This is a genomic window from Ahrensia marina, assembly GCF_042140245.1.
Taxonomy (GTDB): Bacteria; Pseudomonadota; Alphaproteobacteria; order Rhizobiales; family MH13; genus MH13.
The window spans coordinates 1,033,519-1,056,218 of the sequence record NZ_CP159483.1 but is presented as its reverse complement, the minus strand read 5'-3'; the positions used below and the strand labels follow the sequence as shown (position 1 = coordinate 1,056,218).

At 57.2% G+C, this 22,700-nt stretch carries 24 protein-coding genes, 1 tRNA gene and 1 pseudogene; 17 read left to right on the top strand and 9 right to left on the bottom strand.

Annotation, left to right across the window (positions count from 1 at the left end):
* Positions 1-12 precede the first annotated feature (12 nt).
* Positions 13-1,029, bottom strand: a complete 1,017-nt coding sequence (locus ABWH92_RS05170; RefSeq protein ID WP_375572767.1) for an ABC transporter substrate-binding protein — start codon at positions 1,027-1,029, stop codon at positions 13-15.
* A gap of 344 nt (positions 1,030-1,373) precedes the next feature.
* Here ABWH92_RS05170 and ABWH92_RS05165 point away from each other — a divergent pair, with 344 nt between their 5' ends.
* Both ABWH92_RS05165 and ABWH92_RS05160 read left to right on the top strand, forming a co-directional pair.
* A complete protein-coding gene (locus tag ABWH92_RS05165) occupies positions 1,374-2,270 on the top strand; it encodes a phosphate/phosphite/phosphonate ABC transporter substrate-binding protein (RefSeq protein ID WP_375572765.1) in 897 nt (298 codons plus the stop codon).
* A 20-nt stretch (positions 2,271-2,290) separates the two neighbouring features.
* Positions 2,291-4,411 carry a putative bifunctional diguanylate cyclase/phosphodiesterase gene (locus ABWH92_RS05160; RefSeq protein WP_375572763.1) on the top strand — a complete coding sequence of 707 codons (2,121 nt, stop codon included), beginning with the start codon at positions 2,291-2,293 and terminating at the stop codon, positions 4,409-4,411.
* Between the two features lie 223 nt (positions 4,412-4,634).
* Here the strand turns inward: ABWH92_RS05160 and ABWH92_RS05155 are convergent.
* A tRNA-Leu gene (locus tag ABWH92_RS05155) sits at positions 4,635-4,720 on the bottom strand.
* A 188-nt stretch (positions 4,721-4,908) separates the two neighbouring features.
* Between ABWH92_RS05155 and ABWH92_RS05150 the strand changes: the two genes are divergently transcribed.
* Together ABWH92_RS05150 and ABWH92_RS05145 are read left to right on the top strand one after the other, a co-directional pair.
* Positions 4,909-5,559 carry an exopolysaccharide biosynthesis protein gene (locus ABWH92_RS05150; RefSeq protein ID WP_375572761.1) on the top strand — a complete coding sequence of 217 codons (651 nt, stop codon included), beginning with the start codon at positions 4,909-4,911 and terminating at the stop codon, positions 5,557-5,559.
* A gap of 31 nt (positions 5,560-5,590) precedes the next feature.
* Positions 5,591-6,127: a disulfide bond formation protein B gene (locus ABWH92_RS05145; RefSeq protein ID WP_375572759.1), complete on the top strand. Its 537-nt coding sequence runs from the start codon at positions 5,591-5,593 to the stop codon at positions 6,125-6,127.
* A 3-nt stretch (positions 6,128-6,130) separates the two neighbouring features.
* Here ABWH92_RS05145 and ABWH92_RS05140 read toward each other — a convergent pair whose 3' ends face one another.
* Both ABWH92_RS05140 and ABWH92_RS05135 read right to left on the bottom strand, forming a co-directional pair.
* Positions 6,131-6,676, bottom strand: coding sequence for an HNH endonuclease (locus ABWH92_RS05140; RefSeq protein WP_375574193.1), 546 nt, complete (start codon positions 6,674-6,676; stop codon positions 6,131-6,133).
* Positions 6,677-6,877: 201 nt separating this feature from the next.
* Positions 6,878-7,522: a DNA-3-methyladenine glycosylase family protein gene (locus ABWH92_RS05135; protein ID WP_375572757.1), complete on the bottom strand. Its 645-nt coding sequence runs from the start codon at positions 7,520-7,522 to the stop codon at positions 6,878-6,880.
* On the opposite strand from ABWH92_RS05135, the gene gluQRS reads away from it, so the two are divergent.
* Entirely contained in the window at positions 7,521-8,399 is an 879-nt protein-coding gene (gene gluQRS / locus ABWH92_RS05130; protein WP_375572755.1) for a tRNA glutamyl-Q(34) synthetase GluQRS, read from the top strand. The genes ABWH92_RS05135 and gluQRS overlap by 2 nt on opposite strands.
* Here gluQRS and ABWH92_RS05125 read toward each other — a convergent pair.
* Together ABWH92_RS05125 and ABWH92_RS05120 are read right to left on the bottom strand one after the other, a co-directional pair.
* Positions 8,380-8,826 carry a DUF4399 domain-containing protein gene (locus ABWH92_RS05125; protein ID WP_375572753.1) on the bottom strand — a complete coding sequence of 149 codons (447 nt, stop codon included), beginning with the start codon at positions 8,824-8,826 and terminating at the stop codon, positions 8,380-8,382. The two genes, gluQRS and ABWH92_RS05125, sit on opposite strands and share 20 nt — an antisense overlap.
* A 78-nt stretch (positions 8,827-8,904) precedes the next feature.
* Entirely contained in the window at positions 8,905-9,849 is a 945-nt protein-coding gene (locus ABWH92_RS05120) for an AEC family transporter (protein ID WP_375572751.1), read from the bottom strand.
* Between the two features lie 117 nt (positions 9,850-9,966).
* Here ABWH92_RS05120 and ABWH92_RS05115 point away from each other — a divergent pair, with 117 nt between their 5' ends.
* Both ABWH92_RS05115 and ABWH92_RS05110 read left to right on the top strand, forming a co-directional pair.
* The gene (locus ABWH92_RS05115; RefSeq protein WP_375572749.1) at positions 9,967-10,338 is read left to right on the top strand and encodes a SnoaL-like domain-containing protein; all 372 of its coding nucleotides are present in this window, start codon (positions 9,967-9,969) and stop codon (positions 10,336-10,338) included.
* Between the two features lie 85 nt (positions 10,339-10,423).
* A complete protein-coding gene (locus ABWH92_RS05110) occupies positions 10,424-11,062 on the top strand; it encodes a class I SAM-dependent DNA methyltransferase (RefSeq protein ID WP_375572747.1) in 639 nt (212 codons plus the stop codon).
* Positions 11,063-11,132: 70 nt separating this feature from the next.
* Here ABWH92_RS05110 and ABWH92_RS05105 read toward each other — a convergent pair whose 3' ends face one another.
* The 3 genes and pseudogenes from ABWH92_RS05105 to ABWH92_RS05095 all read right to left on the bottom strand — a co-directional run bounded on the left by ABWH92_RS05105 (position 11,133) and on the right by ABWH92_RS05095 (position 13,526).
* Positions 11,133-11,531: a cobalamin B12-binding domain-containing protein gene (locus ABWH92_RS05105; RefSeq protein ID WP_375574192.1), complete on the bottom strand. Its 399-nt coding sequence runs from the start codon at positions 11,529-11,531 to the stop codon at positions 11,133-11,135.
* A gap of 174 nt (positions 11,532-11,705) precedes the next feature.
* A pseudogene (locus tag ABWH92_RS05100) lies at positions 11,706-13,126 on the bottom strand (methylmalonyl-CoA mutase family protein); the annotation flags it as partial.
* A 94-nt stretch (positions 13,127-13,220) separates the two neighbouring features.
* On the bottom strand, positions 13,221-13,526 hold the full coding sequence (locus ABWH92_RS05095) for a hypothetical protein (protein WP_375572745.1): 306 nt from the start codon (positions 13,524-13,526) through the stop codon (positions 13,221-13,223).
* Between the two features lie 296 nt (positions 13,527-13,822).
* On the opposite strand from ABWH92_RS05095, the gene ccrA reads away from it, so the two are divergent.
* The 10 genes from ccrA to ABWH92_RS05045 all read left to right on the top strand — a co-directional run bounded on the left by ccrA (position 13,823) and on the right by ABWH92_RS05045 (position 22,696).
* Positions 13,823-15,091: a crotonyl-CoA carboxylase/reductase gene (gene ccrA / locus ABWH92_RS05090; protein ID WP_375572743.1), complete on the top strand. Its 1,269-nt coding sequence runs from the start codon at positions 13,823-13,825 to the stop codon at positions 15,089-15,091.
* Positions 15,092-15,288: 197 nt separating this feature from the next.
* On the top strand, positions 15,289-16,164 hold the full coding sequence (locus tag ABWH92_RS05085; protein ID WP_375572741.1) for a DMT family transporter: 876 nt from the start codon (positions 15,289-15,291) through the stop codon (positions 16,162-16,164).
* A 134-nt stretch (positions 16,165-16,298) separates the two neighbouring features.
* Positions 16,299-17,975, top strand: a complete 1,677-nt coding sequence (locus ABWH92_RS05080; RefSeq protein WP_375572739.1) for an acyl-CoA dehydrogenase family protein — start codon at positions 16,299-16,301, stop codon at positions 17,973-17,975.
* Between the two features lie 208 nt (positions 17,976-18,183).
* On the top strand, positions 18,184-18,648 hold the full coding sequence (locus tag ABWH92_RS05075) for a BLUF domain-containing protein (protein WP_375572738.1): 465 nt from the start codon (positions 18,184-18,186) through the stop codon (positions 18,646-18,648).
* Between the two features lie 54 nt (positions 18,649-18,702).
* Positions 18,703-19,551: an SDR family NAD(P)-dependent oxidoreductase gene (locus ABWH92_RS05070; protein WP_375572736.1), complete on the top strand. Its 849-nt coding sequence runs from the start codon at positions 18,703-18,705 to the stop codon at positions 19,549-19,551.
* Between the two features lie 64 nt (positions 19,552-19,615).
* Positions 19,616-20,128, top strand: coding sequence for a TspO/MBR family protein (locus ABWH92_RS05065; RefSeq protein ID WP_375572734.1), 513 nt, complete (start codon positions 19,616-19,618; stop codon positions 20,126-20,128).
* 74 nt (positions 20,129-20,202) lie between these two features.
* Positions 20,203-20,397: a twin transmembrane helix small protein gene (locus ABWH92_RS05060; protein WP_375572732.1), complete on the top strand. Its 195-nt coding sequence runs from the start codon at positions 20,203-20,205 to the stop codon at positions 20,395-20,397.
* Positions 20,398-20,420: 23 nt separating this feature from the next.
* Positions 20,421-21,008: a cob(I)yrinic acid a,c-diamide adenosyltransferase gene (locus ABWH92_RS05055; RefSeq protein ID WP_375572730.1), complete on the top strand. Its 588-nt coding sequence runs from the start codon at positions 20,421-20,423 to the stop codon at positions 21,006-21,008.
* A gap of 46 nt (positions 21,009-21,054) precedes the next feature.
* The gene (locus ABWH92_RS05050) at positions 21,055-21,768 is read left to right on the top strand and encodes a rhomboid family intramembrane serine protease (RefSeq protein WP_375572728.1); all 714 of its coding nucleotides are present in this window, start codon (positions 21,055-21,057) and stop codon (positions 21,766-21,768) included.
* A gap of 178 nt (positions 21,769-21,946) precedes the next feature.
* On the top strand, positions 21,947-22,696 hold the full coding sequence (locus ABWH92_RS05045; RefSeq protein ID WP_375572726.1) for an electron transfer flavoprotein subunit beta/FixA family protein: 750 nt from the start codon (positions 21,947-21,949) through the stop codon (positions 22,694-22,696).
* Positions 22,697-22,700: the final 4 nt, after the last annotated feature.

Genomic DNA, 22,700 nt, shown 5'->3' with positions numbered 1-22,700 from the left:
TGTTGAGTCGAGCTAGAGCGCTGCCCGCACCCGCTCAACCACATCTGCGGGTACCCAGCTTTCCCACTCTGTGGTCGTTTCCAGGAAGTTGGCCGCAGCCTCATCGGCATCGGCATCATTGTCCTGCATGTACGCCACAGCTTGCGAGGTAGAAAGCGTGGTGGTCTCATAGTTGGTCAAAAGCTCTACCAGTTCCGGCGCTGCCTCAGCAAACTCTGCATTGGCACCCACATGAACCGGAGACGATGGATAGGCTGTGGTTTGGGTTGGATTGTCCGACTCGCGCATTTCATCCCAGATCGCCTGATCGAACGGGTCTTCTTCAAGCTGAACCAACTGGTCACCCACCTGACCGAAGAGGCCGGTCGGCGCCCAATAGTAGAACACCACCGGACGTTCGCGACGCACGCGGCTAACGATATCAGCAGCCATGGCGCCGCCCGAACCTGGGCGGAAATTGGTGTAAAGATCGCTCAGGCCGTAAACTTCAAGCTTGCGCGTGTTGATGTCTTCGCAAACCCAACCGGCAACACAATTGTAAAAGCGGCCCTTGTCTGGGTCTTCTGGGTCGGCAAACAGCTCAGCATAACGGGCAAGATCGGTGGGGGTGCGCAGATCAGGCGCTGGTGCGTCCGGACCTTCAACCAAGTAACGTGGGACAAACCAGCCTTCCAAGGCTGCGGGAAAATTAGGACCAAGATCGACCAAAGTGCCCGCATCCAGGCCCTCCTGCCATGCGGGCGGCGGATTGGCAGTCCAGATTTCCATGTTCGCATCCAAATCACCGCGGGCAAGACCGGTGAAACCAGCCAGCGTTTCCACGGGGATAATCTCCACCTCGCAGCCAAAGCCTTCACGCATGATCGTGGCGGCAACTTCGGTGTGGAAAGCGTGGGATTCATAGCCCAAGCCAGCCATGTTCACCGGGCGGTCGATGGGACATTCCTGCGCCTGAACGGGTGCAAGAGCAACGGCTGAGACAGCCGTGAACGTAGCAAGGCCAAGCCCTGCAGTGGTGAGGATTTTCATGAAAAGTGTCTCCCGTGCCATCGGCACTTAGTGGCAGTGCGCGTGGGTGGGAAGTGGATTGCCCTCATTGGCAAAGCACCTCCACGCGCTTCCATGAAATTCAGCATAGGGCCTCAGCCCTTGGTGTCCACCCTTTCAAGGTAAAAGTACCTGCCTGAGTCCTTCGACCTCCTGACGACCTCTTGCCATTGCAAGCAGCTCGGCCGGTCCACTGTCCTCGCTCGGTCAGACTTCGTTAAGCATGCATCGTTTTTGGTGCCCTACACCATCTTACGTTAACTCGCACTTGAAACCACGGGTTGTATGTCTTGATCAAACACGCAAGTCGAAGTCGGGGGACCTTTGTGCGTTACTTTTCCAAATTTGTAGCCGTCGCGCTGACACTGGCGTCAGCAACATCAGCGCACGCTGAAACACTGACTCTCGGTTCGGTCAACGACGACATCCGCAAACATATCGAACGGTTCACACCGCTTGCCCAATATCTCGAACAGGAATTAGCCGATGACGGGGTAACCAACGTCGAAATCTCTGTTCTTCCCAATTCTCAGGCTATGGCAGAGGCTTTGCGCCAAGGAGATGTGGATCTTTACTTTGACAGCCCATTGGTCGCGACCCGCGTCGCGCGCTTGGCGGATGCCGTCCCGTTTTTGCGACGCTGGAAGAACGGTGAGGCCAGCTACCATTCAGTGATTGTTGTTCCAACCGACAGTGAGATGGAATCGATTGAGGACCTACGTGGTGCCGTCATTGGATTCCAAGAACCAGACTCAACATCGGGGTACTTGTTACCAGTTAGCTTACTGCTGGAAGCAGGTCTGCCGCTGCAACATATGCGCCAGGATCACCAACAGCCAGACGAAGACTCGGTCGGCTATGTATTTACCGGCGATGACCGCAACACAGCGCTCGCGCTTGTCCGCGGCACCATCGATGCTGGCGCCACCGACAATCAGGGCTTTGAGGCGCTACAGGTTGCACAACCGGATCGATTTCGCGCATTGGCGCGCAGTATTGAGGTTCCCAGGCAAATTGTTGTGCGCAGCGCGGAACTGGATGAAACACTTGGGTCAGCCATTTCCTCCACCCTGCGGTCCATGACTGACAGCCCGGAAGGCATCCAGGTGATGGCCTCGTTCCACAACACCACCCGCTTTGACGACTTTCCGCGGGGCATCGAGGGGACGTTTGGACCCATTCACACCATTCTCGATGAGATCCGTGAGAACTCGTTGATGTAGCCAGCAACAAGGCAAGCACCATGTCATTTGGCTACGTCTTTGAGAAGGGCTCACGGGATGGGCTAGCACGCCGCATGGCGATCACGTTTGGTGCCGCTGTTGCCCTGTTCGTTGTCGCGGTCCTGGCGATCAACGTTCAGACACAACGCCTTCTGCTCGCAGAGCGGGAAACTCTCAATGTCGATCACCTGCTAAGTTTGACCAAAGAAGTTTCCACGCCTCACCTCCTGGCAAATGACGCTGCCGCATTGGAAGTCTTCTTTGAGGAACTGTTGGCGCGGGACGATATTCTGAGCGCCTTTTTGGTCGATGCCAGCGGCTTTGTTGTTGTTGGCGGGTCGTATGATGAGATCCCTTTCCTTTCGACCATCGACGACCCCATGATCGATCGAGCACGAGAAACCGGTCTGCGGCAGGTTCAACTCAATGAGAGCGAAATGGCCCAGGAAGTGGCTGGCCCCATTTTCGTCGGAGGCCAACTCATTGGCGTGCTGCGGATCAGTCTTTGCACCAAAACATTGCAACAAGACATCCAAACGGTTTTCGTCACCAACCTCGCGCTCGGCGTTCTCTTCTTCTTTGTCGCGATGATCGTCTGCTACGCTCTCGCACGCCGTTTGACCGAGCCCCTTTCTCGACTCACCGCCATCACGCAAGAGGTGGCTGCCGGCGATCTCGATCAAGCAATCGATATTCGTGCAGACGGTGAAATCGGCGTCCTTGCTGATGGTCTCAACACAATGCTGGAAACGGTACGCAGCTCGATGCTCGAGATCCATCGCGTTGCCTATGAAGACAAACTCACCGGTGTGCCCAACCGTAGCTGGCTTAACAACCAGCTTGAGCATCTTGCTCTGCACAACACACAAAGCGAGACCAGCTTTGCGGTTATGTTCCTTGATCTCGACAACTTCAAAGCCACCAACGACACACATGGCCACCATGTCGGTGACTTACTCTTGCGCGGTTTTTCTCGACGACTGGCCCGGTGCATGCGCGAGCAGGGCCTCACCTTGCTTGACGTCACGCGCGATGAGCGTCACCTGGCAAACTTTTCCACCAACGAAGCCGTCTTGGCGCGCCTTGGTGGCGATGAGTTCACCTTGATCGTTCCAAGCGATAAAGCCGACGCCCTAGCGGCGCATATCGTCTCAGAGATGACGCAACCGTTCCGAGTGGAAGGGTGCCACCTCAGCAACACAACCAGCATCGGTATCGCCCTGTTTCCCAAGCACGCAACAAGCCGCGAGCATCTGCTGAAATGCGCCGACGTCGCGATGTATCAGGCCAAACGCTGCGGCCGGAACACGCACCGCTATTACAATCATGCCACGCATACAAAAATGAAAGAGCGCTCTGCCCTTGAACGCGACTTGGAACAGGCAGTCGAGCAGAACAGCTTTCAGATGCACCTCCAACCGCAGTTCGAAGTTCAGTCAGGCAAGCTTGATGGTGCTGAAGCGCTTATTCGTTGGGACCATCCGACCAAAGGCTCTGTGGCACCTGATGTATTTCTACCCGTGGCTGCCAGCATCGGCCTGTTACCAAAGATCGGGCAACTGATGCTCGCCAAAGCCATTGAGGCCACCGCATCCATCAACCGCGATCGTGAGGAACGTTTGGCCATTGCCGTCAATGTTGCCATTGAAGAGCTCAACGATGATGGCTTTGCTGACACGGTGAAGCATTGGCTGGACATCTACGATGCCGATCCAAACACCTTGGAAATCGAAATCACCGAGAACACCGCCATGGAAGAAAGCGCGCTTGTGGAACGCCAAGTTGCCGAGCTGCGGGCAATTGGCGTGCGCTTTGCCATCGATGATTTTGGCATGGGCTACTCCAATCTTGGTAGATTGAAAGCGCTGGCCTTCGAGACCTTGAAAATTGACCGCAGCCTTATCACAGGCGTGGGTGAAGACCCTGCCTCAGAAAGCCTTGTGCACACCATTCTTGATATGGCCAAAGCCATCGATGCCGATGTGGTCGCCGAGGGCATCGAAACAGCAGAGCAACTGGCGTTCTTGCGCGAAACCGGGTGCGGCTACTATCAAGGATATTATGGTGGCAAACCCATGCCAGCGGACGATTTCATTAGATGGGTCACCCGGCGCGACAATGAGCCGAGGCTGGCATCCTAAAACAGATGGTCGGCAAAACTTGCAACCAGCAGTGCACAGAGTCTGACACGCAAAAGCCGACCGCGCATTCCGCCAGTCGCGTTACAGTTGGATGGAGTGCTATTGAGAGGGCAGACCTCGAAGCGCCCCGGTTGTTCCAAAGGAACTGAGCCGAATTCGAAGGCCACCTCGGCGCTTGCATTACAAGCACTTGTCGAGCGTGATCTTATTCAAAAAACGACTGTGGTGCCCCTGGCCAGACTCGAACTGGCACTCCTTTTGGGAACTCGATTTTGAATCGAGCGCGTCTACCAATTCCGCCACAGGGGCAAACCTAAAGCTCAGTGCGGTAGATGGCGCGGACCATACTGCGATCCGCCGAAGCGTCAATCCTCTTTTGCATCCCTTTTGGCAGCTCGGGTCATGTTTACGCCGTAACCATAGCTGGTAACGCGATGGCAGCTTATCGCTGCTAGACTTTTTCCACTTGTCGTCACATCAAAGGGCCGATCCAAAGGATGACCGCCATCTCTTCGCCAGCTGAAACCGCACAGCTTGAAACTGATTCTGCCACCGCCTTCGACCGCATTGACGCGGTGTTGGCAGAGGCACAGACCTCTGGCGCGGAACGTCTGGAGCTTGGCGCGTTGGCGCAGGCGCTGAAGGAACGCGCTTTCGGACTGATGGTCCTGGCGCTCGCGCTGCCTTGCTGCCTGCCCTTCGTCTATCTGATCCCACAAATCGTTGCCCTGCCCATTCTGGTGCTCACCGGTCAGATGGCATCAGGTCGCCACGTGCCCTGGCTACCGGCAAAACTGACCACCCGCGACTTTGACATCGCTGCCATGCGCACCGTGGTCGCAAGAGGGAAAAAATGGTTTGGCTGGACCGAGCATTTCTCTAAGCCACGTTTGTTGGCGCTTTCAGGACCACGCGCCACGCGTGTTGTCGGCGCGCTGATGATGATTCCGGCGGCATCGATCCTTGTGCCCCTGCCCTCCACCAACACGGTGCCTGGCATCGGCGTCACGATCACCTCCATTGGGCTCATCGAACGCGATGGGTTGATGATCCTTCTTGGGCTGTTCATTGGCCTTGCTTGGGTGGCGTTCCTGCTTGTTTCCGCACCGCTTCTGGCCGTTTGGGCGCTTGGGTTTTTCGGTGGTTGACTTCTTCATCGGTTAGCGGTGGTTTCGCGCCATGAGCACAACGACCCAAACCGATGATTTTTACCCAGCCGACAGCCGCCAAGCACGCACAGCCCTTGGGGTGATCGCGGCATCCCTGATCATTCTGGCCATCGCTTGGGCCTTTCAACTGGTTGGCGGGTACACGCCTTGCAAGCTCTGCTTGGAGCAGCGCGAAGGCTACTACGCGGCCATCCCATTGTTGGCGGTCGCCGCCCTTGCTGTGGCGCTGAAATGGCCCGCCTGTGTGCCACGTGGGCTTTTGGCCGTCGCGGGCATTTTGTTTGCCATGTCGATGGTGACCGGCATCTATCAAGCTGGCGCAGAATGGAATTTCTGGGCAGGACCCAATGATTGCGGCACAGGCGGGTCACCGACAGTGTCGACCGGCAGTTTGCTCGATGAGATCGGCCAAACAACCATCATCTTTTGTGATGAGGCCGCTCTGCGCGTGCTTGGCCTGTCCTTCGCTGGATGGAATGTGATTGCAGCAGCCGCTTTGATGAAAGTCTGTATCGCTGCCGCGCTCTGGCCGCCGAAAAGAGCCTAAACCCTACGGATCCAGCTCGGTATCCCAGTAGAGAAAGTCCATCCAACTCTCATGCAGGTAGTTGGGCGGGAACTGCCGCCCATTGGTCTGCAAATCGTGCACAGTTGGCGGATAGGGCTCCTGACGCGGGAACATCTGAGCCACCTTCGGCATTTTGCCGCCCTTTTTCAGGTTACAGGGGCTGCACGCGGTCACGATGTTTTTCCATGTTGTCTGTCCGCCACGAGAGCGCGGGACAACATGATCGAAGGTCAGATCATCGGGAGAGCCGCAGTATTGGCACTCGAACCGATCCCGCAGAAACACGTTAAACCGGGTGAATGCCGGATTTCGTTGCGGCTTCACATAGGTTTTCAGCGACACCACGCTGGGCAGCCGAAACTCCGTCGTCGGACTGTGCACGCAGGTGTCATATTCGGAAAGAATATTCACCCGGTCTAGGAAAACGGCCTTGACGGCTTCTTGCCATGGCCAAAGCGACAGCGGGTAATAGGAAAGCGGTCGGAAGTCAGCATTCAGCACCAAGGCCGGGCAGGCCTCAGGTTTCATACTCCGCGAAGCAGACGCCAGCACCGGGCGACCGGTGGGCTGAAACTCTTCCGGTGAAACGGCGACGGTCAAGCTCTGCTCCCGGTCCGATTCGCACAACACAAACGTTACGCACGCTGTATGTATAGCGCGTGTGACAAGCTTGTGAAGACACACTTGGCCGCATGCGAAAACTGACTGTGGGAAGCTGACCCGAAGCGCTTAGATCGCGATGCCAGACTTACCGCCCTGCACCACCGAATGGTACGACCACAAAAGCCGTGCTGCCACGCCGCGCCACGGCGACCAGGCTTCGGCGCGTTCTGCCAAGGCATCAGCGGTCATGCGCTCGTCCAACCCAAGCGCCCACGCCGCTGCTTTCTGCAAAGCCAGATCGCCCACGGGCATCGTGTCAGCATGGCCAACGCAAAAGAGCATATAAATCTGCGCGGTCCATGGACCAACGCCCTTGATGGTCACCAATTCACTTTCCATGGCTGCCACATCCAGAGCGTTAAGGCGCATAAAAGCTGCCTCATCTGGGAGCGCATCTGCAATGGCGCGAAGGGTGCGTTGCTTAGGGCGTGACAGCCCGCAGGCCTTCAGTGCCTCATCGTCGGCATCAGCAAACCGCTGCGCCTCAAGCGCACCAAGCGTGCCAATGGTGCGCACGGTAATCGCCTTGGCGCTGGCAACGGACACCTGCTGCGCGATCACGATGCGGGCCAAACCTGCAAAATCGGGCGTGGAGCGGCGCAACGGCACATGATCCACCGCGTCCATGGCTCGGTGAAGCGCAGGATCGGAGGCACGAAGCGCGGTTAGCCCCTCGACCACATCCGCGTCACATTCTATGCATCGAAACATGATCCAGCCGGTCTTGAGATTCGCGCCATCACCCAATGGCTATCTGCATTTGGGCCATGCGTTAAGTGCCCTTGAGTGCCAACGCTGGGCAGATGCCCTAGGTGGGCGCATGCTGCTGCGTATCGAAGACACCGATATATCACGCGCGCGCCCGCACTATGTTGAGGCAATCTTTGACGATCTGGCCTGGCTTGGCCTGTCATGGGAAGAACCGGTGCGTGTGCAGTCTGAGCATTTGGAAGCGTATGAGAAAGCCCTGCGGCTCCTTTATGACCAAGGACTGGCTTATCCCGCGCCTGCCTCACGCACGCAGATTGCACACGCTTTGGATGGATTGAAAACCGAAGGCATCGCTTGGCACATCGATCCCGATGGCAGCCCGCATTACCCTTTTGGTGATCGTGACCGAGGCGAGCGCCCGGACATGATGCCGGACGATGTACCGATCCGCCTGGATATGGCAGCAGCGCTTAAAAAGCTTGGCATTTCCAAGGTGTCGGAAAAACGCCTCGACACACCAACATCAGCGCCTGTTACCACCATGACCGACCCATCGCTTTGGGGCGATATCTTGCTGCGCGGACGTGATCGTCCGGCAACGTATCACCTGGCGGTGGTGGTTGATGATGCCGATCAGGGCGTTACCCATGTGGTCCGCGGCCTTGATTTGGGGCCATCAACCAGCGTGCAGCGCTTGCTCCAGGAGCTGCTTGGTCTGCCTGCGCCCATCTATCACCATCACCGACTGGTGCTTGGTGAGGATGGCCGCAAGCTTTCCAAGTCAGAAGGGGCGAAAAGCTTGCGGTCTTTAAGGCGTACCGGCATCGCGCGCGACGCGCTGATCGCGCGGCTGATGGCTACTCCACCGTCACCGTGATGACGTTGGAGAAAATCGGCGGATTGTGCGGAATGTGATTGTGGTCGCCAACCAGCAATTGCAGCGTGTGGGTTCCAGCAGGAAGATCCAGTGTCACCTCCGTCTGGCCACCACCAAAATGCCGATGATTGTCATCGCTCGGCAAGGCTGCTTCCAGATCCACCTGATCAATGGGCATGTTGATCAATAGATGATGGTGACCAGTGTTCATCTGCTCCACACCAGCCGGTGCCACCCCCATACCGCGCAGACCAAATTGAATGGTAACAGGGTTGGAAAGCGTGGCGCCTTCTTCAGGTGAGATGAAGTAAACCTCAGCACCTTCTGGCGCAGCGGTTTGATGATCCATGGCCAGCGCAGCAAAAGGCGCGCAGGCCAGCATGCCCGCCAAAGCAACAGTTGAAAGCAATGTGTGTGAGCGCATCATTGTGTCCTCCCAGTTTTTTAGGTGGACGTAGATAGAGCGCGCGAAAAAAGCGACCAATCACGATTGCGCGATCCAGCGCTAGACAGGCGCCCAACGCGTCAGCACCCACAACCAGCCGGTGACGGAAATGATGGCCAGCGCTGTCGACAGCGCAATGGACGAGGAAGCAATGCGAACCCCCGTTCCATAGCGATTGGCAAGCAGATAGGCGTTGATCCCTGATGGACAGGCGGCGAACAGAACCGCCGCCCCCAGCCAAATCGGCGGAAGGTGCAGCACGTAAGCACCGAAAAGAAACACCAGCCCGGGATGCAAGATGAGCTTGATAAAACTCACTGTCAGCGTGATCCGCAGATCACCGGCAAGCCCGTAGCGTTTGAGGGCCATACCAGCCGAGAAGAGGGCGCACGGCACAGCCGTCGACCCCAGCATATCCAAAATCTGAAACGGGATCGCGGGAATGGTCCAACCGGTGAAGCGCCACACCAGCCCAAGCAAAATACCGATGATGATAGGGTGGGTGAAAATCGAAACAGCAAGCTTGCGTAGAGTTTCGCCAAAATCGCCGCGTTCCGACCCACCCAGCTCAATGGAAAGCGTAGCCGCGCTCATCATGAGTGGAAGATGCACCGCGATCAGCAAAAAGATCGGTACCCGCCCGGCATCGCCATAGGTGGTCAGAATGAGCGGAATACCGATCAAAACCGTGTTCGCTTGCGCGGCGGAAAACCCAGCCACCGTACCGGTCGGTTTGTCGCGACCGAAGCCACGCGTGACAATCATATGAGCGCTGGCCCAAACAACGATCACAGCTGCAAAATAGACCGCCCAGTAGGACCAAGGCGACGCTTCGGGAACATCAGCGGTGGCCAGTGTCTTGAACAACAAGCACGGCACCGCGACGGTGAACACAAAGTCCGACAGACCATCGCCAACGTGATCTTTGATGAGACCAGTGCGCGCTGCGGCAAAGCCGATAGCAATGAGACCGAAAACCGGAAGGACGATAGCAAGAAGCGACATAGTCTTCCTGTGGCACCGCCTGTCAGGAGGCGCAAGCGCTCACGCAACTGTGCAGTGACAGCGCACAAGCCTGTGGCATGCTGCCACGGTAATCTGTGTTTATCGGGAAAATAGATCATGACTCTGCAAGAAATCGCCGACGCTCTGGCCCACCATTGCCGCAATGGAACCGAGGAAGAAGGTCTGAAAACGCTTTACGCTGAGGACGCTGTTTCGGTCGAAGCGATGGCGCAACCAGGAGGCGGGCCGCAGGTTTTTGAAGGGTTGGATGCCCTGCGCGGCAAGCACGACTATTGGAACAACACCATGGAAATCAAATCCATGGAGGTGCTTGGCCCCTATCCGCACCAGCCGGATAAGTTTGCGCTTGTGTTCAAGGGCGAAGCCGTAGTGAAGGAGTCCGGCGAGAGTTTCCCCATGGACGAGGTTGCCATCTTCACCGTCAAAAACGGCAAGATCGTCCGCGAAGAGTTCTTCTACTCCATGTGATGAGAGCCACGTGAGGCGGCGCAAAGCACCCCACGAAGCGCGATGAGCGTTTTGACCTACGGGGAAGAATGGGAAAGGATGGGTTATGACCAGCTCATCCCTCCCCTCCACCTCGTCACGCAAATCCAAACCTTTTGATGCAATCGTGCGGGCCTTTGGCCTGCTCTACAACCGATTGCCTGGCAGCTATAACGGCCTGGTTGGGGCCCTTGGCTACCGCGCACCAGACCTTGTGGCCGACGCTTTGGCTGACCATCTCTCACTGGCAAATCCGATGGTTTTGGATGCGGGGTGCGGCACAGGCCTCACCGCCAAGGCTGTGCATGCGCGTTTCCCAGGCGCCACAGTAGACGGCTTTGACCTGTCGGAAAAAATGCTGCGCGAAGCGACAAAAACAGGGTTTTACAGAACCCTCAAACCTGCCGATGCGACCCAGGCCTTACCGTTCGAAACGGGCGGGTACGATGCGGCTGTCTCCAGCGGGCTTTACACACTTGGTCATGTCGGCCCAGAGGCCTTGCTACCAGTGCTGGACGCCATCAAACCTGGTGGGCTGTTTGCGCTGAATATCTACGATGGTGCGTGGGAAAAGCTGCGCTTTGAAAAGGCCATCGACCAGTTGGTGGCCGATGGCCTCATCACAGTGCGCGCGCACGAACAAGCGACCCATTTTGGCCGCATCGGCCAAACATGCCGCGTTATTGTGCTGGACAAAACCACCTAATCAAGCGCGGTTTAACCCCTGGTGAGCGTGTTCCATCAGACTTTAACGATTGCGCCCATTCAACGTCACTCTAGGCCGCTTTTTCTTGGCGCTCAGCCACGATGCGCACAATATCAGCCATGATCGTGTTCACTTTAAAGTCTTTAGGCGTGTAAACCGCAGCAACACCCATGGCTTTGAGCGCCGTTTCATCTTCCGGTGGGATAATGCCACCCACAACCACAGGTATATCATCGGCACCTTCTTTGCGCAGACGCTCCATGACATCTTTCAACAGAGCCACATGGCTGCCCGAAAGAATGGAAAGCCCTACAATGTGCACGTCTTCCTCGATGGCGGCGTTGACGATTTCCGCCGGTGTTAGACGGATACCTTCATAGACAACTTCCATGCCACAATCGCGCGCGCGCACCGCAATCTGCTCGGCTCCGTTGGAGTGCCCATCCAGGCCTGGCTTACCAACCAGCATTTTAAGGCGCCTGCCCATTGCGGTGGAAATGGCGTCCACATCGGCGCGCACACTGCTAAGGTCATCCACATCGGCACGCGCGGCTTTGCCCACACCTGTCGGCGCGCGGTATTCGCCATAGACAGAGCGCAGGGCTGCACCCCATTCGCCAGTGGTAACACCCGCTTTGGCGGCTTCCACCGACGCATCCATGATATTGCTGTTGCCCTCGGCGGCGTTCTTGAGACCAACGATGGCCGTTTCCACCGCCGCATCATCACGCTGTGACCGCCAGGCATTGAGCGTCGCAACTGTTTCGTCTTCCACGCCCTCAGGCACAACCATGATCGCGCCTTCGCCGGTACCAAGTGGGGATTCCTCGCTCTCCTCGTAGCGGTTGACGCCAACAACGGTCTGGTCACCCTTTTCAATACCTTCCAGGCGAGCGGTATTGGAGGCGACAAGCTGCTGCTTCATGTAGCTTGTCTCAATGGCTGCGATGGCACCACCCATGGCTTCAATCTGGGCCAGCTCGGCGCGGGCTTCCTCTTTCAACGCTTCCACTTTGGCATCCACCTCTTTGGAGCCATCGAAGAGATCACCAAACTCCAGAAGGTCAGTCTCAAATGCCATCACCTGCTGCATACGCAGTGACCATTGCTGATCCCAGGGGCGTGGCAGCCCCAAAGCCTCATTCCAGGCCGGCAATTGAACAGCACGAGCGCGCGCTTTTTTGGACAGCACCACGGCCAGCATTTGGATCAAAATGCGGTAGACATTGTTCTCCGCTTGCGGCTCGGTGAGGCCCAGAGAGTTCACCTGCACACCATAGCGGAAGCGACGATATTTCGGGTCGTCTACACCGTAGCGCTGCTCGCAGATTTCGTCCCACAGATCGACGAAAGCGCGCATTTTGCACATCTCGGTGACGAACCGCATGCCAGCATTCACGAAAAACGAGATGCGCCCAACGGCCTTGGGAAAATCCTCGTCGGGGATGATGCCGCGTGCCTTCACCGTGTCGAGCACGGCAATCGCCGTGGCGAGGGCGAAGGAAAGCTCCTGAACTGGCGTCGCACCCGCCTCCTGCAGATGGTAGGAACAGACATTCATCGGATTCCATTTGGGCGTGTTTTTGTAGGTCCAGCCGATCATATCGGTGGTCAGCCGCATCGAGGGTTCGGGGGGAACACATAAGTGCCGCGGGAAAGATACTCTTTGATGATGTCGTTTTGCGTGGTGCCAGCAAGCTTGGCACGGTCGGCCCCCTGCTCATCAGCGACAGCCACATAAAGCGCTAGCAGCCAAGGCGCGGTGGCATTGATCGTCATGGAGGTGTTCATGGCATCGAGCGGAATACCATCAAACAACGTGCGCATGTCGCCCAGATGCGCGACCGGCACACCCACCTTGCCCACCTCGCCACGCGCAAGCACATGATCAGGGTCGTAGCCAGTCTGCGTGGGCAGATCGAAGGCCACAGAAAGCCCCGTCTGGCCCTTGGCAAGATTGATTTTATAGAGCGCGTTGGAGTCTTTGGCCGTGGAGTGCCCCGCATAGGTGCGGAAAATCCAGGGACGATCGTTCTGCCGGTTTTCTTGCGGTGTCTCGCTCATGTCACTGACGCCTTGTCCAACTGTGTGCACTGCAACATCAGCCACAATAGGGCGCAGAAATCTTGGCGTCACCTCGTCTTTGGGAGAAAGCCGCTTAGCGCATCATCAAGCGCTTGATGAAACAGGCACCCAGGATAAGCGTGGTTGCACCTGCAACAGCGGCAAAGAACGGCAGATGGGGCTGATTGATCACATGGTTGGCCGAACCGACATGAATCATAAGCCATGTCGCGCCGATCAAAGATCCCACCATCAGGATCATGTAATTGCCGATCAAACCGAACGCATTGTCTTTAAACGCACCATCGGCGCACCACGCCATTGGCCAGGTTAAAACCGAGGCGATGAGAAAGATGAACCACACATTGTCCATCACGAAAGGTGGTAGCAGGCCAGCCATTCTCTGGTGTCCTTGTCCGTTCCGGGCAGCCGCCCGCTTTCGTCGCCAGACGTTCCCTTGATCGGCCAACAGTACATGCAGTACCTGAACAACCCGTTTCTTGATAGGCCCAGATTGAGTTAACCGGCGTTAACGGTTGCAGGTGCACTGACCATCGTCTCTGCACCGGTCCCAGTGCCTCTGCGATAACACGATAGAGAAGGATGAAGCCCTGACGGACATTGGTCGTATGGTTTTTTGCAGCGCAGCAATGCATAGTTCACTGCACAAATCGTTGAACGCAGATGAGGCCCGCCATGGCACTTGCCGAAACCTCCGGTGACATCAAAGACTTGTACGAAATTGGTGAGATTCCGCCGCTCGGCCACGTCCCCGCCAACATGTACGCCTGGGCGGTACGCCGTGAACGTCATGGCGAACCGGAAGTGGCGATGCAGCAGGAAGTCGTGCCAGTCTGGGATATTGGCGACGATGAGGTTCTGGTCTTCGTCATGGCCGCTGGCGTCAACTACAACGCCATCTGGGCCGGTCTCGGCGAGCCAATCTCGCCCTTCGACTTCATCAAGAACGACTATGTCGTCAATGGCTCAGATGCTTCGGGCATAGTCTGGGCCGTCGGTTCAAAGGTGAAGCGCTGGAAAGTCGGCGATGAGGTCGTCATCCACTGCAACCAAGACGATGGCGACGACGAAGAATGCAATGGCGGCGACCCCATGTTCTCCCCCTCCCAGCGCATCTGGGGCTATGAGACAATGGACGGCTCCTTCGCCCAGTTTACCCGGGTTCAAGCCCGCCAGCTGATGACGCGACCAAAGCATCTGACCTGGGAAGAAGCCTCCTGCTACACGCTGACGCTCGCCACCGCCTACCGCATGCTTTACGGCCATCGCCCGCATGTTCTTCGCCCTGGCGACAATGTGCTGGTCTGGGGCGCGTCTGGCGGCCTTGGTGTGTTTGCAACGCAAATCTGCGCCGCCGCCGGGGCCAACGCCATTGGCGTAATATCTGATGAAGACAAGCGCGATTTCGTCATGTCACTGGGCGCCAAAGGTGTGCTCAACCGCAAAGACTTCAATTGCTGGGGTCAGCTGCCCAAAGTGGGCTCGGATGAGTACGACACTTGGTTTTCCGAGGTTCGCAAGTTTGGCAAGGCCATTTGGGACATCACAGGCAAAGGCGTGAACGTTGACTTCGTCTTCGAACACCCCGGCGAAAGCACATTCCCTGTCTCGACCTTTGTCTGCAAACGCGGCGGTATGATCGTGATTTGCGCTGGCACCACCGGGTTCAACCTGACGATGGACGCCCGCTATGTCTGGATGCACCAGAAGCGCGTGCAAGGCAGCCATTTTGCCCATTTGAAACAGGCTGCTGCCGCCAACAAGCTGGTGATCGAACGGCGCATTGATCCTTGCATGTCAGAGGTTTTTGCTTGGCGCGATATCCCCAAAGCGCACACCAAAATGTATAAAAACCAGCATGCACCTGGAAACATGGCGTGCTTGGTCGGTTCGCCGAAGCCTGGCCTGCGCACCTTTGAGGATGTGCTCGACGCGGCGAATTAGGCCAGCCATGATCGTGATAGCCGCCCTTGAGGCGGCTATCCAAGCATACCTTCCTTCCTGAACTTGTTCGCTTGGCGGGCGCTTATGAGCTGGATAGCGGGGTCGAGCTCGTCCGTGACATGTGGGACGTTCGGGATGACAAATCGGCCCGGAAAGCTTAAGCCGCATTTTCGGCCCTTACCTCCCGAAAGCCACCCATGCTGCTGCGCCTTGCGCCCGTCCTTTTCGTGCTCATCTGGTCCACGGGCTGGATTGCAGCACGCGCCGCGGCACCGTTAGCCGACCCGCTAACATTCCTTGCCGCGCGCTACGCGCTGGCAGCCCTTGCGCTCTTTCTCATACTTCTGGTTTTCGGCGTGAAACTGCCTTCGGATCGCCGCCTTTGGGCACACGGGCTTGCATCCGGTGTGCTGTTGCATGCGATCTATCTTGGCGGTGTCTGGTACGTGATTGATGAGGGCCTTGCCACGCCGCTTTCCGGCCTCATCGCCGCGCTGCAACCTCTGTTGACCGCCGTTCTTGCCGTGGCTTGGCTTGCCGAGCAGCTAACCCGTCGCCAATGGCTGGGGTTAGGTCTTGGATTTGCAGGTCTCGTAATCGCGCTGCTGCCAAAGCTCTTTGAGCTGGAAGGCGAGGCCTTAACAGCCGCCGCGTGGCTCATTGTCATCAATGTGGTGGCAATGGTCTCGGTAACCCTTGGCACCCTTTATCAAAAACGCTTCCTGCAAGGTGGCGATCTGCGCGCCATCTCTATGCTCCAATATGTCGGGGCAACCCTGGCAACGCTGCCCTTTGCCTATCTGCTGGAAGAGATGCACATCACCATCAATATCGAGAGTATCGCCATTATGGCCTGGTCGGTGTTGGGCCTTTCGCTGGCGGCCATTGGTCTTTTGCTTCTGCTGATCCGCCATGGCGCCGTGTCGCGCGCGGCAACGCTGATCTACTTGATACCACCCTTGGTGACCTTAGAAGCCTGGATGTTGTTCGGTGAGGATCTTGCCCCGATTGCCATCCTTGGCATGCTGATCACGGTGTTTGGGGTTTACCTGGTCAATAAAAAGCCGACCTAAGCGTCGATAGAGCAGACGCGCCAGGGATCAACTAGGCCCATCGGCGGGGTTGTTGCAGTGCAAACTGTCTATCATTTTGCACCGCACAAAGAGACTGATGCACTGCGATCCAGACACACGACGAGGACACCACCATGAGCCTGGCCGAAGATCTCTCCATCAAAGATACCGACATTCTCACGCTCGCCGCCGATGCACTGGAAGCGGTGAACGATGTTTATGACGCTGCCAAGCAATCGGTTGCGGCTCTCACCATGGAAAATGGTCGCGTCAAAGGTGCGCTGCTGGAGCAGCATCAACACGCCGCTCATGGCCTGGCTTGGCTCGCCACGTATCGCGAGGCGTTGCGCGAACTCATCGCCTATGCAGGGCGTTTGCAAGGCGAAGGTCTTTTTGGCGAAACCGAAGCCCTGATCGTTGAAATCGGCTTTGCGGAGTATCTGGCCCAGATTGAGGGCGGCATCCCAATGAATCAAGGCGAGACTGTTCGCCTGGCCGCGCTCGGTGTTTCACACAAAACCGCGCAAGCCTTTGCCAACAATCCGTCGATCCGCGCCCTCATCGCGTCTGGTTCAACCCCAGAGAAGCGCGCATCGCTTGTCGCGGCCATGATGGACGATGGCGGCGCGGCCACCGTGGGCGCCGATGGGCTGGATGAAACGATGGAGGCGTTCCGCTCAGAGATGCGCCGCTTTGCAGCTGATGCCGTCGAGCCGCACGCCCATGAATGGCACCTTGCCAACGACTACATACCGATGGAGATCATCGATCAAATGGCCGAGCTCGGCGTGTTCGGTCTGACAATCCCTGAAGAGTATGGCGGCCTGGGTCTCGGCAAAGAGGCGATGTGCGTCGTCTCCGAGGAACTGTCCCGCGCCTATATTGGTGTCGGATCGCTGGGCACGCGCTCTGAGATTGCAGCTGAACTCATCCTCTGCGGCGGCACCGATGCCCAGAAGGAAAAATGGCTTCCACAGATCGCGTCAGGTGAGACCCTACCCACCGCTGTTTTCACCGAACCCAACACGGGCTCCGACCTGGCGTCGTTGAAAACACGCGCGACGCTGGACAGCGACACCTACACCATCAACGGCAACAAAACCTGGATCACCCATCCGGTACGCGCCGACATCATGACGGTGCTCGCCCGCACCAATCCTGATGAGCCGGGCTACAAGGGCCTGTCCATGTTCATCGCCGAAAAACCGCGCGGCACCGACGACGACCCGTTTCCCCATCCCAATCTGTCGGGCGGCGAGATCGAGGTGCTCGGCTATCGCGGCATGAAAGAGTACGAGATTGCTTTTGATGGCTTTGAAGTTCCCGCAGCCAATCTCTTGGGCGAAGCCGAAGGCAATGGCTTCAAACAGCTGATGGAGACCTTCGAGTCCGCGCGCATTCAGACAGCGGCCCGCGCCGTAGGTGTGGCACAATCCGCGCTCGATCTAGGTCTGCGCTACGCCAAGGAACGGGTGCAATTTGGCAAGGCATTGATCCATTTCCCCCGCGTTGCTGACAAGCTCGCCATGATGGCCGTGGAAACCATGATCGGCCGGCAACTCACCTACTTCTCCGCTCGCGAGAAGGATGAGGGCCGCCGCTGCGATGTGGAAGCGGGCATGGCCAAGCTGCTCTGCGCCCGCATTGCCTGGGCCAATGCTGACAATGCGTTGCAAATCCATGGTGGTAATGGATTCGCGCTGGAATACGCGATCTCGCGCGTGCTCTGTGATGCCCGCATTCTCAACATCTTCGAAGGCGCCGCAGAAATCCAAGCCCAAGTGATCGCAAAACGCCTCCTAGAGGCGTGAAGACAAATCACGGGCACAAACATGCCAGCCGTTGAGCGTTTTCTTGAAAAGAAAGCAAGAATGCTGGCAACTTCCCGTCACGTAACCATCGAACACTCTGCGTTTGTGCAGTTCGCTGTCCAGAAGACAGATCAATTGAGTTGCATTTAACACAATTGCAACCTGAAGTAGAGAAGACTACAAGCCTTCACCAAAGAAGGTCGGTCGCATGCCGCTCTATTCCATCATTTACATCAGCCGCGCCCCCGAAGTGCGTGGAGAGCAGCGGCGCATGTTTCTTAGCAACTTGGTCAAGCAAGCTGATGGAAACAACATGCAAAACGGCGTGTCAGGTTGCCTCATTCACGTCGATGATTACTTCATTCAAGTCATGGAAGGGCCGCGTGGGCCTCTAAGTGAAACCTTCAACCGCATCGCTCAGGATGATCGCCACCACGATGTGCATCTGGTCCATGCCGGCCCCCTGGTCACCCGACAATTCACGTCACCATCACTGGCAGCCTTTGATATCGCCAGCGAGTCCAACCCAGTTTTTCTCAAGTATCGGGTGAGGCCAGATTTCTGCCCCTATCATATGGCGCCGCACGCCTTGACCGACCTGATCGAACAGATTGCCCTGGTCTGCGCCAAGCTTGACAGCAGCAATCGGCGTGACAAATCGCTGGCGGCCTAAGGTGCATCTCAACATGCTATAGCCTGGGCCAGGGGAGCGCGCTAAGGCGTGCAGATGGCACACGCGATCCAAACACCACGCTCTATTCTCATAACCGGCACATCAACAGGTATTGGGCATCACGCAGCGCATACCTTGGCAAAGCGCGGCTGGACGGTGGTCGCTGCAGCACGCAAGGCTGATGATGTAACCAGGCTGAAGGCTGAGGGTCTGCTGAGCGTTCATCTCGACCACGCCGATGAGGCCAGTATCCAAACAGGTTTTGACCAAGCCCTGGAATGGACCGACGGAAGGCTCGACGCTCTCTTCAACAATGGTGCCTATGGACAGGTGGGCGCGTTGGAAGATGTGACCACGGAGCATCTGCGAGAACAGTTTGAAGCCAACTTCTTTGGCTTGCACACGCTGACGCGCAAAGCGCTGCCGCTGATGCGCGCTCAACGGTCAGGCCGCATCGTCCAATGCTCCAGTGTTCTTGGGTTCATCGCCGCTCCTTATCGCGGCCCCTATGTGGCATCAAAATTCGCCTTGGAAGGCTACACAGATACACTGCGCGCAGAAACCAAACGCTTCGGCATCCAAGTCATCTCCATTCAACCTGGACCCATCACCAGCGCGTTTCGTGCCAACGCCTTGGCTATGTTCCAGCGCACCATCGATGCTGATAGCTCCGCTTATGGTGATGACTACACCACGCAATTGAAGCGTCTGCACGCGCGCGGCAAAGCATCGTTCGAGCTTGGGCCAGAAGCGGTAACAACCGTTCTGATCAAAGCGTTGGAAAGCGCCAATCCTAGGCCAGCCTACAGGGTGACAACGCCAACCCATCTGATGGCGCTTGCCAAACGTATCCTGCCCTCCCGTGTTCAAGCGACCATGCTGGCGAACGCGCGCGACAAATGAATGCGGCATCCTTTGATGTCAAAACGCATCAAATCCTGACACCGCATGTCACAGAGGACAGTCTATGACGCCCGCCCAAGTTACAGCAGCACCCCTTGTTCCTGGCCACGCCAAGAGTTGGGTAGTTCTCGCCATCTACCTGCTTGCTACGGCGGCTGCTTCGATCACCGGCAGTTTTGCCAGCAACCCCGATACCAGCAGCTGGTACCAAGCGCTCAACCAGCCGCCATTCCAGCCCCCATCCTGGGCGTTTGGTGTGGTTTGGCCCATTCTCTATCTGCTGATGGCCTACGCTGGTTGGCGAGCTGATACAGCTGCCCCACAAGCGAATAAAAGCGGCCTAAGGCTGCGCTACAGCGCCCAATTGCTGCTCAATGCCGCCTGGACGATTGCCTTCTTTGCTCTGCAATCGATCATCGGCGGCCTGATCGTCATTCTTGCGCTGCTCGTGTCCATCATCATCTGGATGCTGGCTGCCCGCCAATATGATCGACTGGCCGCATGGCTTTTCGCGCCCTATGTCGCATGGGTGACATTTGCCACGCTGCTGAACGGGTCGTATGTGCTGCTCAACTGATGCGGCGCCTTACCTGACATTCCCCCACCCCGCGTACGTTAACCCAGCAACCGCTTTGATCCGTAGGACGTGACATGAGCACCTTTCTTCAAATCCTGTCGTTTCTCGCGCTCGCCTCTGTGGCGGTGGTTCTGTTCTTGGGCCTGGCCAATTTGATGCGTGGTGGCAGCAGCAACCGTTCGCAGCAGCTCATGCGCTGGCGCGTTATCCTGCAGGCGATTGCGATCGTCGTGGTGATGATCGTTGCCTGGTTCGCAAGCCAAAGCTGAACACAACTCTCAAGGAATCCCGCATGGTCATTCTGACAAAAATTTACACCAAGACTGGCGATGATGGCACAACAGGCCTGGGCTCTGGGGAGCGCCGCAAGAAGTTTGACCTGCGGGTTGAGGCCTATGGAACCGTTGACGAGACCAACGCTGCCGTCGGTATGGCACGCCTTTCCACCGGCGCTGACCCGGCTCTTGCTGATCTCGATGCGATGCTGATGCGCATTCAGAACGATCTTTTTGATCTTGGCGCTGATCTCTCCACCCCGCCGACTGATGAAGACCTTGGCTATGAACCGCTGCGCATCGTTGAGGCGCAGGTGACACGGCTGGAAGCCGAGATCGATCAACTGAATGCCGATCTTTCACCTCTCAACTCCTTCGTTCTGCCAGGTGGCTCACCGGCCGCCACTGCTCTTCACATGGCACGGACAATCTCACGACGCGCCGAACGCCTGTCCGTCGAATTGGCTGACCAGGAACCGGCCATGGTGAGCAGCCATGTGCGCCAATATCTCAACCGTCTGTCGGACTTTTTGTTCGTTGCCTCGCGCTGGACCAATGACAAGGGAGCAGCTGATGTCTTGTGGGTGCCGGGCAAAAACCGCTAAGAGGCAGACGCCCCGCCGCAATGGCAAGCCGCTTGGATAACCTCTCATGTTCTTGCCGTTCTTCGATTCCAACCCAAAACAACGCATCACGGTGCAAGCGGTCACGGTGGCTCTCATTGTGCTCAACGTTGCGATGTTTCTTCTCTTCCAAGGCGCGGTCGTCGACTATCCGGACTATCGCCTGGCGCTGATCCCCGTCACGCTCTTTGCTGAGCAAGCCCGGCCTGCCGATCTGATCTTGATCCCTGAAGAAACAACGCTGCTCAGCTACGCGTTTCTCCACGGCTCGTGGTTGCACCTGGCAGGCAACATGCTGTTCCTGTGGGTCTTTGGCGACAATGTCGAAGACGCCATGGGCCATGTGAAGTTTCTGATCTTCTTCATCCTGTGCGGCATCGCCGGTGGCCTGGCCTATGCCATCATGACCCCTGATCCCGCCGCACCCCTGGTCGGCGCATCGGGCGCAACATCAGGCGTCGTGGCGGCCTATCTGATGTTGCATCCCAAGGTGAAAGTGTGGGTTCTGGTGACGCTGCTCATCAAGTTTCCCTTCCAACTGCCAGCCTGGATCGTGCTTGGCGCCTATGTCGTGTGGAACGTCATCATGGTGCTGTCGGGCGAGAACGGGTCGAACACCGCGTGGTGGGCGCATATTGGCGGCCTTGTCGCCGGTGCGGCTCTCACGCCCCTGTTCAAACACCGCGATGTGAAACTGTTCGACCAAGACTTGCCTGAATCTGTAACCGCCAACAAAGGGTGATGCCTCGGGTGGTCGAGGTGCTCTCCTGCGGCTTCACGCCCAACTTTGGGATCGTTGACAGGTCGTTGGCCCAGCCCTAGCTTGCCGCCAGCGCTTTGCTGCGATGCACAACCTGTGTTCAAACCAGGCCATGCGCGCACGCGCCGTTACAGCCCAACCGCAAGAATAGGATGTTTGCGTGAAGATCTTGGTGCCGGTCAAACGGGTGGTCGACTACAATGTCACCATCACCGTGAAGGAAGATGGTTCAGGGGTGAACCTTGCCAATGTGAAGATGTCGATGAACCCCTTCGACGAAATTGCCGTCGAAGAAGCGCTTCGTCTGAAAGAGGCTGGCAAAGCTGAGGAAATCGTCGCCGTTTCCATTGGACCGGACAAAGCGCAAGAAACACTGCGCACCGCTCTGGCCATGGGAGCTGACCGCGCGATCCTTGTGAAAACGGACGAAACCACCGAGCCACTGGCCGTCGCCAAGGCGCTGAAAGCGGTGGTTGGCGAGGAAAATCCAAATCTCGTCATCATGGGCAAACAAGCCATCGACGATGATTGCAACCAAACCGGCCAGATGCTTGCCGCACTGCTGGGCTGGGGCCAAGGCACATTCGCATCCAAAGTGGAGCTGGATGCTGACAGCGTGGCCGTTACGCGTGAGGTCGATGGCGGTCTGGAAACTGTCAAACTCGCCCTTCCTGCCATAATCACCACCGATCTGCGCCTCAATGAGCCGCGCTACGCGTCCCTGCCCAACATCATGAAAGCGAAGAAAAAGCCGCTTGATGTGAAAACACCCGATGAGATCGGTGTTGATTTCACCCCGCGCTTGGAAGTGCTCTCCACAGCCGCACCAGCCAAACGCGAAGCCGGGGTCAAAGTCGCCGACGTCGGTGAATTGGTTGACAAACTCAAAGCCGAAGCTGGTGTTCTTTAGGAGA

Coding starts and splice junctions, on each gene's coding strand:
- ABWH92_RS05170 (WP_375572767.1), bottom strand. CDS start 1,029: ATGAAAATCCTCACCACTGCAGGGCTTGGCCTTGCTACGTTCACGGCT.
- ABWH92_RS05160 (WP_375572763.1), top strand. CDS start 2,291: ATGTCATTTGGCTACGTCTTTGAGAAGGGCTCACGGGATGGGCTAGCA.
- ABWH92_RS05150 (WP_375572761.1), top strand. CDS start 4,909: ATGACCGCCATCTCTTCGCCAGCTGAAACCGCACAGCTTGAAACTGAT.
- ABWH92_RS05145 (WP_375572759.1), top strand. CDS start 5,591: ATGAGCACAACGACCCAAACCGATGATTTTTACCCAGCCGACAGCCGC.
- ABWH92_RS05140 (WP_375574193.1), bottom strand. CDS start 6,676: ATGAAACCTGAGGCCTGCCCGGCCTTGGTGCTGAATGCTGACTTCCGA.
- gluQRS (WP_375572755.1), top strand. CDS start 7,521: ATGATCCAGCCGGTCTTGAGATTCGCGCCATCACCCAATGGCTATCTG.
- ABWH92_RS05135 (WP_375572757.1), bottom strand. CDS start 7,522: ATGTTTCGATGCATAGAATGTGACGCGGATGTGGTCGAGGGGCTAACC.
- ABWH92_RS05125 (WP_375572753.1), bottom strand. CDS start 8,826: ATGATGCGCTCACACACATTGCTTTCAACTGTTGCTTTGGCGGGCATG.
- ABWH92_RS05120 (WP_375572751.1), bottom strand. CDS start 9,849: ATGTCGCTTCTTGCTATCGTCCTTCCGGTTTTCGGTCTCATTGCTATC.
- ABWH92_RS05115 (WP_375572749.1), top strand. CDS start 9,967: ATGACTCTGCAAGAAATCGCCGACGCTCTGGCCCACCATTGCCGCAAT.
- ABWH92_RS05110 (WP_375572747.1), top strand. CDS start 10,424: ATGACCAGCTCATCCCTCCCCTCCACCTCGTCACGCAAATCCAAACCT.
- ABWH92_RS05105 (WP_375574192.1), bottom strand. CDS start 11,531: ATGCTGGTTGGTAAGCCAGGCCTGGATGGGCACTCCAACGGAGCCGAG.
- ABWH92_RS05095 (WP_375572745.1), bottom strand. CDS start 13,526: ATGGCTGGCCTGCTACCACCTTTCGTGATGGACAATGTGTGGTTCATC.
- ccrA (WP_375572743.1), top strand. CDS start 13,823: ATGGCACTTGCCGAAACCTCCGGTGACATCAAAGACTTGTACGAAATT.
- ABWH92_RS05085 (WP_375572741.1), top strand. CDS start 15,289: ATGCTGCTGCGCCTTGCGCCCGTCCTTTTCGTGCTCATCTGGTCCACG.
- ABWH92_RS05080 (WP_375572739.1), top strand. CDS start 16,299: ATGAGCCTGGCCGAAGATCTCTCCATCAAAGATACCGACATTCTCACG.
- ABWH92_RS05075 (WP_375572738.1), top strand. CDS start 18,184: ATGCCGCTCTATTCCATCATTTACATCAGCCGCGCCCCCGAAGTGCGT.
- ABWH92_RS05070 (WP_375572736.1), top strand. CDS start 18,703: ATGGCACACGCGATCCAAACACCACGCTCTATTCTCATAACCGGCACA.
- ABWH92_RS05065 (WP_375572734.1), top strand. CDS start 19,616: ATGACGCCCGCCCAAGTTACAGCAGCACCCCTTGTTCCTGGCCACGCC.
- ABWH92_RS05060 (WP_375572732.1), top strand. CDS start 20,203: ATGAGCACCTTTCTTCAAATCCTGTCGTTTCTCGCGCTCGCCTCTGTG.
- ABWH92_RS05055 (WP_375572730.1), top strand. CDS start 20,421: ATGGTCATTCTGACAAAAATTTACACCAAGACTGGCGATGATGGCACA.
- ABWH92_RS05050 (WP_375572728.1), top strand. CDS start 21,055: ATGTTCTTGCCGTTCTTCGATTCCAACCCAAAACAACGCATCACGGTG.